This is a genomic window from Rhodobacter sp. NSM (assembly GCF_052244495.1).
In the GTDB taxonomy this organism is placed as follows: Bacteria; Pseudomonadota; Alphaproteobacteria; order Rhodobacterales; family Rhodobacteraceae; genus Cereibacter_A.
The window spans coordinates 58,120-70,343 of the sequence record NZ_JBQPXH010000010.1; the positions used below are offsets into that span (position 1 = coordinate 58,120).

At 67.2% G+C, this 12,224-nt stretch carries 10 protein-coding genes; 8 read left to right on the plus strand and 2 right to left on the minus strand.

Annotation, left to right across the window (positions count from 1 at the left end):
• Positions 1–40 precede the first annotated feature (40 nt).
• Genes ACTVZP_RS17125 through ACTVZP_RS17140 form a run of 4 tightly spaced genes read left to right on the plus strand, consistent with a single transcriptional unit; the run spans position 41 to position 4,021 of the window.
• Positions 41–1,006, plus strand: a complete 966-nt coding sequence (locus ACTVZP_RS17125; protein ID WP_443213380.1) for a Bug family tripartite tricarboxylate transporter substrate binding protein — start codon at positions 41–43, stop codon at positions 1,004–1,006.
• A 55-nt stretch (positions 1,007–1,061) separates the two neighbouring features.
• Positions 1,062–1,499: a tripartite tricarboxylate transporter TctB family protein gene (locus tag ACTVZP_RS17130; RefSeq protein ID WP_443213381.1), complete on the plus strand. Its 438-nt coding sequence runs from the start codon at positions 1,062–1,064 to the stop codon at positions 1,497–1,499.
• A 13-nt stretch (positions 1,500–1,512) separates the two neighbouring features.
• The gene (locus ACTVZP_RS17135) at positions 1,513–3,018 is read left to right on the plus strand and encodes a tripartite tricarboxylate transporter permease (RefSeq protein ID WP_443213382.1); all 1,506 of its coding nucleotides are present in this window, start codon (positions 1,513–1,515) and stop codon (positions 3,016–3,018) included.
• The gene (locus ACTVZP_RS17140; protein ID WP_443213383.1) at positions 3,011–4,021 is read left to right on the plus strand and encodes an AbrB family transcriptional regulator; all 1,011 of its coding nucleotides are present in this window, start codon (positions 3,011–3,013) and stop codon (positions 4,019–4,021) included. The genes ACTVZP_RS17135 and ACTVZP_RS17140 overlap by 8 nt, the downstream gene beginning before the upstream one ends.
• 132 nt (positions 4,022–4,153) lie before the next feature.
• Here the strand turns inward: ACTVZP_RS17140 and ACTVZP_RS17145 are convergent, their stop codons facing one another.
• Positions 4,154–4,288 (minus strand): hypothetical protein, encoded by a 135-nt coding sequence (locus ACTVZP_RS17145; protein ID WP_443213384.1) that lies wholly within the window; start codon positions 4,286–4,288, stop codon positions 4,154–4,156.
• An 838-nt stretch (positions 4,289–5,126) separates the two neighbouring features.
• Between ACTVZP_RS17145 and ACTVZP_RS17150 the strand changes: the two genes are divergently transcribed.
• From ACTVZP_RS17150 to ACTVZP_RS17160, 3 genes are read left to right on the plus strand one after another with little or no spacing between them, the layout of a single operon-like run.
• A complete protein-coding gene (locus ACTVZP_RS17150) occupies positions 5,127–6,344 on the plus strand; it encodes a polysaccharide biosynthesis/export family protein (protein WP_443213385.1) in 1,218 nt (405 codons plus the stop codon).
• Positions 6,341–8,476 (plus strand): GumC family protein, encoded by a 2,136-nt coding sequence (locus ACTVZP_RS17155; protein WP_443213386.1) that lies wholly within the window; start codon positions 6,341–6,343, stop codon positions 8,474–8,476. The genes ACTVZP_RS17150 and ACTVZP_RS17155 overlap by 4 nt, the downstream gene beginning before the upstream one ends.
• Positions 8,469–9,680: a glycosyltransferase gene (locus ACTVZP_RS17160; protein WP_443213387.1), complete on the plus strand. Its 1,212-nt coding sequence runs from the start codon at positions 8,469–8,471 to the stop codon at positions 9,678–9,680. The genes ACTVZP_RS17155 and ACTVZP_RS17160 overlap by 8 nt, the downstream gene beginning before the upstream one ends.
• On the opposite strand, the gene ACTVZP_RS17165 is transcribed toward ACTVZP_RS17160, so the two are convergent.
• A complete protein-coding gene (locus ACTVZP_RS17165) occupies positions 9,584–11,473 on the minus strand; it encodes a CocE/NonD family hydrolase (protein ID WP_443213388.1) in 1,890 nt (629 codons plus the stop codon). The two genes, ACTVZP_RS17160 and ACTVZP_RS17165, sit on opposite strands and share 97 nt — an antisense overlap.
• An 83-nt stretch (positions 11,474–11,556) precedes the next feature.
• Here ACTVZP_RS17165 and ACTVZP_RS17170 point away from each other — a divergent pair, with 83 nt between their 5' ends.
• Positions 11,557–12,204, plus strand: a complete 648-nt coding sequence (locus ACTVZP_RS17170; protein ID WP_443213389.1) for a 4'-phosphopantetheinyl transferase family protein — start codon at positions 11,557–11,559, stop codon at positions 12,202–12,204.
• Positions 12,205–12,224: the final 20 nt, after the last annotated feature.

Genomic DNA, 12,224 nt, shown 5'->3' on the forward strand with positions numbered 1-12,224 from the left:
GGGCGAGCGCAATCAGGCAAGCATCCTGTGGGAGGACATCATGAACCCTTTTCGCGGCACCGCCCTGGCGGTCGCGCTTTCGTCGCTGGCGCTGCCGGCCTTCGCTGAGATCGACCGGCCGGAATGCGTAGCTCCGGCGCAGCCCGGCGGCGGCTTCGACCTGACCTGCCGCGTGGCGCAGTCCGGTCTGGAGGACGCCTTCGGCCGCCCGATGGAGGTGACCTTCATGCCCGGCGGCATCGGAGCCGTGGCCTTTAACCTCTTCAACACGACGCGGAGCGATGATCCGAACGCGATCGTGGCCTTCTCGACCGGGTCTCTCCTGAACCTTGTCGTCGGCAAGTATGGCGAATGGACCGAAAAGGACGCGCGCTTCGTGGCGACGGCCGGAGCGGACTACGGTGCGGTGATTGTGCGCGCCGACAGTCCCTACCAGACGCTTGCCGACGTGATCGAGGCGCTGAATGCGGACCCGGGCAGCGTAGTCGTGGGCGCGGGCGGCTCAGTCGGCTCCCAGGACTGGATGAAGGCGGCGCTGCTTCTGAAGGCGGCGGGCGGCGACCCGCGGTCGATGCGCTACGTCGCCTTCGATGGCGGCGGCGACGCCGTTGCGGGCCTGCTCGGTGGCTCCATCGCCGTCTATACGGGTGACGCGGGCGAGATGGCCGCCCATCTCGGGGCGGGCGACATGCGCGTTCTGGCCATCATGGCGGAAGAGCGGCTGGACCCGCCCTTCGACCAGATCCCCACCGCGAAGGAGCAGGGCTTCGACGTGACCTGGACCATCATGCGCGGGTTCTACTTAGGCAAGAACGTGCCCGACGAGGACTACAACCGCTGGGTCGAGGCGTTCAAGGCCGCCTATGCGACTGAAGAGTTCCAGAAGATCCAGCACGAGAAGGGGCTGATGCCGCTGAACCTCGCCGGGGAGGAACTGACCGCGTTCGTGGCAGAGCAGACCGAAACGCTGCGCCAAGTCGCCCGGGAAGCGGGCCTGGTCCAGTAACCGCACCGCGGAGCCGCGAGGAGGCGGCTCCGCATTTCCATGGGAGGAGCTCTTCATGGCTGACCGCGTCTTTGCCGGGCTGATGCTCGCGGTGACCCTGATCTACGGCTGGCTTGCCTTCACGGCGATCCAGGCCCCGTTCCAGTATGACCCGCTGGGGCCGGAAAGCTGGCCGCGCCTGCTGAGCATCGTCGCTGCGCTGTGCCTTACCGCCATCCTTCTGCGGCCGGACGTGCCGACGATGAACGTGGCGCGAACGACATGGGTCAAGATCGGCCTGATGGTGGTTCTGCTCGTCGCCTATGCCGAACTGTTCCAGCGTCTCGGCTTTGTCCTCTCCACGCTCGCTTTCGGGGCACTTTCCGCGCGCCTTCTGGGCGCGAGCTGGAAGAACTCGATCCTCTTCGGCCTGATCGCGGGCATCGCCGGATACCTGATCTGCGCGGGTCTCCTTGGGCTCAACCTGCCGGCCGGCCCCCTGCCGCGGCTGTGAACGGAGCACATCCATGAACGAAGTCCTGAACGGACTCGCGACTGGCTTCGGCGTCGCGCTGATGCCCTTCAACCTGATGCTGGTGGCCTTCGGCTGCATTGCGGGCACGCTGATCGGCGCGCTGCCGGGCATCGGCCCGATCAACGGCGTCGCCATCCTGCTGCCGATAGCCTACGGCCTCGGCTTTCCGCCCGAGAGCGCGCTAATCCTGCTGGCCGGCATCTATTACGGCGCAGAGTACGGCGGACGCATCTCGTCGATCCTGCTGAACGTGCCGGGCGACGCGGGCGCGGTGATGACGACGCTCGACGGCAACCCGATGGCGCGCCGGGGCGAGGCCGGCAGGGCGCTGTCGATCTCGGCGGTGGCAAGTTTCATCGGCGGAACCTTCGCGGTCGTGCTGATGACGCTCTTCGGCCCGCTTCTGGCGAAGTTCGGCGTGGCCTTCTCGCCCTCGGACTATGTGGCGCTGATGGTCTTCGCCTTTGCGTCGCTCGCCTCGCTCGTGGGCAACAACCCAGTCAAGACGCTTGTCGGCGCCACCATCGGCCTCATGCTCGCCACCATTGGCGTCGACGCCAACACCGGGGTCAACCGCTACACCTTCGGCGTGGCCGACCTGCTGGCAGGCATCGACTTCCTGATCGTCGTGATCGGCCTCTTCGGCATGGCGGAACTCATTCACCTCGTCGAGCAGCAGGCCACGGGGCGGCTGAAGAACCTGCCCGTCGACTCGAGTTTCGTGCGGATGGCCGACATCATCTCCAGCCGCTGGACGCTGCTGCGCTGCTCGCTCATCGGCTTCGTCATCGGCGTGCTGCCCGGCACGGGCGCGTCGGTCGCCTCGGCCGTGGCCTACGGCACCGAGAAGCGGATCGCCGGCCCCTCTGGCCGGTTCGGCGAGGGCGACGTGCGGGGCCTCGTCGCGCCCGAGGCCGCCAACAATGCCGCGGCCGGCGGGGCGATGGTGCCGATGCTGACGCTCGGCATCCCCGGATCGGGCACGACGGCCATCCTGCTCGGCGCGCTTTTGATGTTCAACATCCAGCCCGGCCCGCTGCTCTTCACCCAGCACCCCGAGATCGCCTGGGGGCTGATCGCCTCGATGTACATCGGCAACATCGCGCTGCTCGTCATCAACCTGCCGCTCGTCGGGCTATTCGCGCGCATGCTGACCCTGCCGCAGCACTATCTGACGCCGCTCATCGCGATCCTCGCGTTCATCGGCATCTACTCGATCGTCGGCAACCCGTTCGACCTGTTCATGATCATCGGGCTGGGGCTGTTCGGCTGGTTCCTGCGCAAGATGGACTACTCACTGGCCCCGGTGATCCTCGGCTTCGTGCTCGGCACCCTGTTCGAGAACAACCTGCGCCGCGCGCTTTCGATTTCCGGCGGCGACTGGACGATCCTCGTACAGAGTTGGCAGAGCCTGCTGCTCTATGGTCTGGCGGCGGCGGTGGTGCTGGTTCCCCTAGCGCTTTCGCGGCGGCGGCGTATGACCGAGTTCGATGCCTGATCCTCGCACTCTTGCCATGACCTGCGCCTTGGCCATTGCCGGGGCGCTCGTCGCTTCGGTGGTCTCGCTACCCGCGGGGGCACTGGTGGGCGCCTGCCTGGCAGTGGCGCTCGCCGCCGCGGCGGGGGCACCGGTCGGAATGGACAACCGCCTGCGCAACGCGGCCTTCACCACGATCGGTCTGTCGCTCGGCTCGAGTGTGGGCCCCGACATCCTGCACCAGACCGGCGCCTGGATAGGAAGCCTTGCGCTGCTGCTCGTCTCGGTGGCCGCGACATTGGGCGCGGGCACGTTCGTGCTTGAAAGGGTCGTCGGCGCCGACCGCGACACGGCGGTTCTGTCCAGCAGCCCCGGCACCATGTCTGTAGCCGTCGCCATGGCCGTGGAAGGGCGCGGGGACGCGTCCACGGTACTCTTCATGCAGAGCTTCCGGATGCTCTTCCTCGTGACGGCCGTGCCGCTTCTGGTGGCGGCGCTGGGGATCGCCCCCAGCGACGTGGTGCGGCCGCCGGCCATGCCGCTGGCCTGGGCACTGGCGATGCTGGCGCTAGCGCTGCTGGTGGGTCGCGCCGTCGAGCGGCGCCGGTTGCCGGCTGCGTATCTGCTCGCTGGGCTGGTGCTGAGCGCGCTTCTGCATGCCACGGCCGTCGCCGACGGCAGCTTGCCCGGCTGGATGATTTTCCTGGGCTTTGCCGTCACCGGAGGCACCCTCGGTGTCCGGGTGCGTTCGCTTGACCTACCCTCGCTGGCGCGGCTGGGCCTTGCCGGGATGGTGAGCATGATCTCGACCGTTCTGATCACGCTCGTCTGCGCAGGCTTGGCCGCAAGCCTCACGGGCCTGCCGTTCGGACAAGTCTGGGTTGCCTATGCCCCCGGCGCCGTGGAGGCCATGGCCGCCATTGGCTCCGCCTTTGGCTATGACCCTGCCTATGTGGCCCTGCACCATGTTGTGCGGATCTTCGCCCTCCTCGCCCTCGTTCCGCTCGCGCTGAGCCGACGATGAGCGAGGAAGAAGCCGCCCCTACGACCCGGTCTGGTCGTCGCAGGTCGAGGCGTTAAAGTAGATGCGATCAATCGGATTCATGTTGTCCTGCGGACTGTCGCCGGCAACAGTCTGGACGATCATCCATGTCCCCTAGGGCTTCAGGATCTCGCGCATGTAAGACGCAGAGGCGGGGAAACCACCCGTATCGTGCAGGCAGTCGAACACGGTGACGAGATCGAAGTCCCGTTCTCCGACGTCCTTTGCCGCCGCCGTCACGTAGCGCACGCGTCGTCCAAAACATGCGGCCGCGCCTCGGCAATCGCATCCTTATGAAATTCAAAGTCTGTGAAGCTTCTCTTAGGATGGGGGTATGCCATCGGCAGGGTTGAGGCGCCGACGCAGGAGTTGAAGGACACCAGGGAAGGGATCGGCGATCAGCAGACTCTCGCCTCCATCATGCGGCCCAGGTCAAGCAGCAGGCGATCGCGCGATGGAGCGAGCGGATCGCCCACCAGACGATGTTCAGTCCCGGCATCTGGTGGATCCGGGTTGACGATGAATTTGTCGAAATCGGAAGTCCAGACCTTGCAGAGGTGTTCATAGGGCTAAAGCCGCCACGGCTGCTCCGCAACTGGATGCCGTAGCATGTCGGGAATGATGCGCAGCGGAAGGTTATGGCCGCACGCGGAGCCCTCGAACCGCGCAGCGGGCGGCCAGTCACGCTCGCACAACCGCCTGATTGGCACGGTCCCGTTGCCGAAGTCCTAACTCTAGCGCGACCAGCTTTTGATGGGGGCATCCGTAGGGTACCCATGCCTCTTTTGGCGCGAGAATTGCGTAGAATAGGCCGTCCGGGCCACTGCTATGTCTTTGGTCGGATTTATCTATCGGCATTGCGCACATCTGAATTAAGAAAGACTTATATCTTTTCAGTGAAGATCCTTACTCCATTGGCAGAGGGTAGATGAAGCGGGTCCCGGCCCATCGCCCCGTCATACCTCCAAGAGATAAGTTCTCGCCCCGACCTTGCCTGCTATCCTGCAAAGGACCTTATCGGGTCCGGCGATTCGAGAAATTTTCTGTATTGAATTATCGAAATGAAGGACCATTACGGTTGCAAATCATGTTTCCTCTATTCATTTTCTTCTTCTTGGCTGCAATTCCTGACACGCTTGCAGCTGAAAACAAGGACGATTACCGGATCAATATCGGTGATCAGATCGAGATAGACGTTCTCGACGATTCCGAAGCCTCGCAGAAATACACGGTGGGCAGCGACGGGGCGATTCAGCTTCCGCTGATCGGCGGCTTCCGCATCGCGGATCTCACGACGGACGAGGCCCGCACACGGCTGCACGACGCCTATGTCTCGAGCGAGATCTACATCAACCCGACGCTCGCCGTCTCGGTCGCGGCCTTCCGCCCGGTCTTCGTTCTGGGCGACGTGCGCAAGCCCGGCTACTACGACTTCCACCCGTTCCTGACAGCCGAACAGGCCATGGGCCTCGCGGGCGGCGCCATGCTCTCCTACGAAAACGAGGAGGCGCGGGTGCTGGAGAAGCGCAACCTCTCGCAGCAGCTCGAGCTGGTGAAGACCGATCTCGCGCGGATCGCGGCCCAGGCCGCGCGAGTGCAGGCGCAGCTCCAGAACCTCGAAAAGACCGACTGGGCGATGGTGCCCAAGCCCGTGAAGCGCATCGTGGTGCGCGACGATTTCGACGGGATGGTGCCGAACGAGGACAAGATCCTCGTGCTTGAGCGGGCCAATTTCGGCGTCCAGAAGACGCTGCTCGCCAATGCGATCGTCGAGGCCGAGGAGCAGCTCCGCCTGCTGTCGGACCGGCAGCGGGTGCAGGCGGATGCGGTCGAATACGACCGGCAGGACCTGCAGCGCAAGCGCGAGCTCGCCAAGGGCGGCCTCGTCACCAACTCCGCGTTGTCGCAGCTCGAGCGGGCGGCGAAATCGGGTGAGGGGCAGCTCCTGCAGATCCAGGAGCAGCAATCGGTGGCGCGGCGCACCCTGGGCGACCTGCGCCGCGAGATCTCGCGGCTCGAGACCGGTCGCAATTCGGACCTACTGACCCAGGCGCAGCTTCTCCAGGCGGAAACGGACAAGAAGATCAGCGAGTTCGAATCCGTTACCGAGCGGCTCGACCTTATCAGCCAGTGGATGAACACCTCCACCAACGCCCGCAACGAATATCGCATTGAATACGAGGTCCGGCGCCGGAACGACGCCAGGCTCATCAGCCTCGGTGTGACCGGGCAGGTCGAACTGCTGCCCGGCGACCAGCTGGTCGTGGCCCTGCGGCCGCCGGAAGGCTCGGAGAAGACGCAATGAAGCAGACCACGCCAGAATTCTCCATCCGGCCGCCCCTCGCGGAGGAGGCCGATGCCCGCCGGCGGGCATCGGTCGAAACGGTCGATCTGGGCTTTGCCGTCGACGTCCTGCGCCGCCGCAAGTGGCAGATCCTGGCCTCGGGCGCGATCGTCGTCGCGGCCATGTTCGGTGCCCTCCAGCGGATGGAGCCGACCTACAGCGCCTATACCCAGGTCATCCTCGACACGCGGCAGGAGCGGGTGACGGACGTCAAGCAGGTGATCTCCGACCTCGACGTCAGCAACTCGGTGATCGCGGGCGAGATCGTCTCGCTGAAGTCGAACCTGCTGATCGGCAAGGTGGTGGACAAGCTGAACCTTACCGCCCATCCCGCCTTCGCGCTCGAGGGCGACGACGCGCTGCCCGAGGAGGAGAAGCGCCGCATCACCATCCTGCGGATCTCCTCGGGGCTGACGGTGACGCAGGTCGGCATCTCCTATGCCATCGGCATCGCTTACGAGGCGGGCGATCCGAAGCTCGCGGCGCTGGTCGCCAACACGCTGGCCGAGGAATACATCGCCGATCAGGTCGAGTCGAAGCGCAACATCACGCTGCGCGCCACTGCCTGGCTGCAGAAGCGGCTGGGAGAGCTCTCCACCGCGGTCGAGGAAGCCGACCAAGCGATCATCGACCTGAGGGCCCGCACCTCCGAGGAGAACGGCTCGAACCAGGAGACAACCGAGCGCTTCCTCGTCGACCTGAACCAGCGGCTGGTGGCCACCGCCTCCGAGCGGTCCGACGCGCGAGTGCGCTACGAGATCGTGACCAAGCGGCTCGAGAAGGCGGGCCTCACCTCGGTTGCCCATGTGGTCTCCTCTTCGCTGCTCGAGACGCTGCAGCGCGAACGAATCGACGTCGCGCGCGAGCAGGCGGTGAACGCCGACCGGCTGGGCCGGCGCCATCCCGAGATGATCCGGCTGAACGCGCGGATCCAGGACCTCGACCGCCGCACTGAGGCCGAAGTGCGGCGCATCATTGAGAACATGAAGAGCGACGTGGACGTGGCCACGCAGCGCGAGCTGGCGCTGCAGAACCAGATCAAGGAGATCGAGCAGCGGCTGGTGAAGCTCTCGGCCGCGGCGGTGAAGCTCAACCAGCTCGAGCGGCAGGCCTCGGCCACGCGGATGGTCTACGAGAACTTCCTGTCGCGCCTGACCGAGACCAATGCGCAGTCCGACTTCCAGCGTCCGGATGCACGGGTCGTCACCGTGGCAACGGCCCCCGACCAACCCACCGCGCCGCGCAAGAAGCTGATGCTGGCGGTGGCCGGGGTCTTCGGCCTCTCCTTCGGCACTGCGCTGGCCTTCCTTCTCGAGGCGCTCACCCGGCGGATCCATGCGAGCGAGGAATTGCGCCGGATCACGTCGAGCCCGGTCATGGGCCTCATCCCCTACGAACAGCGGCGGCGGCGCAAGCTGGACTGGCTGGCGCACGAACTCGCCCGGACCGACCGCTCCCCCTACATGGAGGCGGTCAGCGCGCTGCGCGCCCAGATCTTTGACGTGCGCAGCGTGGGCAGGCCTAAGGTGCTGATGGTGACCTCCGCCCTCCAAGGTGAAGGCAAGTCCAGCACCTGCGCGGGCCTCGCCGCGGCCCTGCCGCGGGTCTCGACCAGCGCGATCCTGCTCGACCTCGACCTGCGCCGCTCGATCACGCGCAAGGTCTTCGACCTCACCTCGCAAAAGGGCTGCGTGGCCGATTACCTGGCCGGAAAGATCGACCTGGCCCAGCTCCAGCCGGCCGAGATGCCGTGGGGCCTCACCGTCCTCGCCCCATTGCGTTCGGTGACCAACAGCGCCGACCTGCTCTCCTCGCAACGGCTGGGCGAGCTAATCGACCGGCTCCGCCTGCGCTACGACGTGGTGATGATCGACGCGCCGCCCGTGCTCGACATCGCCGATGCGCTGGTCGTCTCGCGCCATACCGACAGCACGCTCCTCGTCGTGCGCAGCGGCAAGACCCCGCGGGTGCTGGTGGCCGATGCCTACGAACGGCTGCAGGCGGCCGAGGTGCCGGTGATCGGCACCGTCCTCACCCAGGTCCGCAAGGGCCATACCGCAGCCCGAGAAATGTACAGGTACGACTATGCTTGACGATCAGATCCGGGGACAGCGCGTTGCCATCATCCACTACTGGCTCGTCTCGATGCGTGGGGGCGAGCGCGTGGTTGAGGAACTCCTGCGGCTGTTTCCGCAGGCCGAGATCTTCACCCATGTCGCCGACCGCTCGAAGCTGTCGCCGCTGATCCTCGACCGGCCGCTGCACGAGACCTTCATCAGCAAGCTGCCCTTCGCGCGGCGGCACTACCAGAAATACCTCGCGCTGATGCCGCGGGCGCTGGAAGAGATCGACCTCTCCGACTTCGACCTGGTGATCTCCTCGGAAAGCGGTCCGGCCAAGGGGGTGATCGTGCCCCCGCTCGTGCCGCATATCTGCTACATCCACACGCCGATGCGCTATCTCTGGGATCATTATCCTACCTATCGCGGCCGGCTCTCGGGGCTGAAGCGCTCCTATTTCTCGCGCCTCGCCCACCGGCTCCGGATTTGGGACGTGTCCTCGGCCGCGCGGGTGGATCGCTTCATCGCCAATTCGAACTTCGTGGCCGAGCGGGTGCAGCGCTACTACCACCGCCAGGCCGATGTGGTGAACCCGCCCGTCGATCTCGAGACCTATCGCCTGCCGCCGGCGGGCACGAAGCGCAGCCATTACCTCTTCGTGTCGCAACTCGTGCATTACAAGCGGCCCGACCTCGTCATCGAGGCGTTCCGGGGGCTCGACCAGCGGCTTCTCGTGGTGGGCGAGGGTGAGGAATCCGAGGCGCTTGCGCGGAACCTTCCGCCCAACGTGACCATGCTGGGCCGGGTGCCGACCGAGAACCTCGCCGCGCTCTACGGCTCGGCCCGGGCGCTGATCTTCCCTGGCGAGGAGGATTTCGGCATCGTCCCGGTCGAGGCTATGTCCTGCGGCACGCCGGTCATCGCCTACGGGCGTGGCGGCATCCTCGACAGCGTGACAGACGGCATTTCAGGCCTGTTCTTCGAGCGGCAGGGGGTGGAGGAGATCCGCGAGGCGGTGCTGCGCTTCGAGCGCGAGGCTGCGCGCTTCGATCCCGTGCGGATCGCGGCGATGGCGCAGCGCTTCAGCGCCGAGCGCTTCCGGCGCGAGATCGCGGCGATCATCACCTCGGAGCTCGGTCGTCAGTCGCTCAAGGCGAAGAACTTCAGCGCTGAGGTGCCGTCGCTGTCCGACGTCGAGGTGGGGCCGCTGCCGCGGCCTCTGGCCTTGCCCGTGTGAAGCACGATCCAGGCGGCACGGCCCTTGGTCTCTTCGGCATTCGTCCCCCCGGTATTGAGGTTGCGCTCGAGTCGAGGGAAGCTGGAGCCGGCCAGAGTCAGACGCAAGCGGTGGCCGGCCCTGAGCAGATAGGCAATATGGCGCATCTCCACCGTCACCTCAGCCACCTCGCTTGGCTCCATCGGGCGCGGGCGGTCGTATCCTTTGCGGTAGCGCAGGCGCAGCGCGCCCTCCTGGATCATGCGCGAGCGGCCCTCGGGGTCCACGTCCGAAAGCCGCACCACGATGTCAGCGTCCGGCGTGTCGGTCGAGACGCGCAGCCGGGCCGAGAGCGGTCCCGCGATCCGCAGGTCGGCCGTGGCAGGGGCGGAGGTATAGGACAAGACGTCCGGCCGCGCCTCGACCCTGTTCTGGTAGAGCGGCCCCGCGCGTTCCCCGGGATCGCCCGTGCAGCAGATGGCGCCTCCGACCGAGGGCACCGGATCGTCCGGGTCCGAGACAATGCCGTCAGCGGCCGGGGCAGGCGGCGCCTCTCTGGGGAAGGGCAGGGCGGCGCCGGCCGGCGGCAGGAGGCGCCCGTCGCCGGCGGCGGTCTGCGCATGGCTTTCAGAGGCGAGGAGCATCTCCTGCGCGACCGCGCCCTCGGGCGGCCATGTCCCGGCCCCGCGCCAGCGGTCCTCGACCAGCATGTAGTAGAGATAGGGCGGCAGGTCGGGGGCGGGTCCGTCCCTCAGCCGGTGGTCGAGGAAGGTCACGAAGATCTCGTCGAAGGGCAGGAGCGCCTCTGGCCCCACCGGCAGGTCGCCGACCGCCCCCGCGCCCGCGGCGCCCGAGAAGTTGCAGTGCAGCCCCGGTGCCACGATCAGGTGCTGGTCGGGCGCCGTCTTCCGCATCGCCTGCGTCAGGGCGAAGCTGCCGCTTATGGAGGGATCGTACCAGGTGTCAACCATCAGCCCCGGCGTGGCGAAGCGGTCGGTGTCGTCGATGTAGCCCGCGGCCTTCCAGTAGCCCCTGTCCTCGAAGCGGCGCAGGAAATCCTCCCAGTCGGTCGGATCGGGCCGCGCCTGCCGCATCATGTCGATCAGCGGCAGGCTGCGCAGCGCGCGGGCATAGTCGACCGGCACCCCCGCCATCCGGTCGGGGATCTTGCCGCCGGAGGCGACGAACCAGCCGAAGGCCGAGGCGAGGCCCAGGATCCCGCCCTCGAAAGCCCCGAAATAGCTCGCCCGCCCGTCGAGGTCGCCCATCGCGCCGCCCGCGCCCAAGGGGATCATCGCCCGGTGCGCCGGGTGCCGTTCCGCGGCCAGGAGTACCTGCGTCTCGCCGAGCGCCGAGCAGCCGATCGTGCCCACGCGTCCGTTCGACCAGTCCTGCGCCACGATCCAGTCGAGCGTCGCCACCGCATCCGCGCGCTCGTGCGGATAGGGGGCGAAGATGCCCTCGGAGGCGTAGCGCCCGCGCATGTCCTGCGCCACCACCGCATAGCCCCGCGGCCTGAGAAGCCTGACCCAGCGGAGCACCTCGCCATATTGCCGCTTGTCGTAGGGCAGGCGGATCAGGATGGCCGGAAAGGGTCCCGCACCCTCGGGCAGGTAGATGTCGGTGGCGAGCAGGGTGCCGTCGCCGGCCGGGACGGTGCGGCCTTCGACAGATTGCCCGAAGGCCGGCAACCCGTTGCGCCAAGCCCAGAGCCGGGCCTTCTCGAGCAGCCGCTCGCCCCGGCCGGTGGTGAACAGCGCAAGCCCCAGCCCGAGCGCCAGCAGCAGGAGGGCGGCGAGGCCCAGCCGGATCATCGCCCCGCCTCCCGTCCCGCACGGGCCTTCCGCCCGCAGGAACTGGCTTGCCGTCCGCGCGCCGGTTGCGGCAGGACGGGCGAATGACCCATCGCATCGACCTCTGGACCTGGGATCTGGACCGGCCGGGCGACGAAGCCCTGCTTTCGCCGGACGAACACGCCCGGGCGGCCGCCTTCGCAACCGGGACGCTCCGCGCCCGTTTCATCGCCGGCCGCAGCGGGCTGCGACAGCGGCTTGGCGCGCATCTGGGGCTCGACCCGGCGCGGATCGCCTTCCGCTACAACCGCTTCGGCCGGCCCGGCCTGCCGGGCGGCCCCTCGTTCAACCTCAGCCATTGCGGCGCGCGCGCGGCGCTTGTCCTCTGCCCCACGGCCGCGGTGGGCGTGGACATTGAGACGATCCGCCCGATCGAGCGCGCCGTGGCAACCCGCTTCTTCGCCCCCGCCGAACTGCGGGACCTGGAGGCGCTGTCGGGGGCTGCCTGGGACGAGGCCTTCTTTCGGCTCTGGACCCGCAAGGAGGCGTTCCTGAAGGCTGTGGGCACCGGGCTCGACACGCCGCTCGCGAGTTTCGAGGTGACGGCGGACGACAGGCCCCGCCTTCTCCGCGCCGAGGGGCAGCGGGTGCAGGACTGGACGCTGATCCACCTGTCGCCCGCGCCCGGAACGATGGGCGCCATCGCGGTCGAGGCGCGCGGCGGCGGTGTGGAGCTTCGCCTGCGCGACTGAGCGGAGGGATCCTCTGCGTT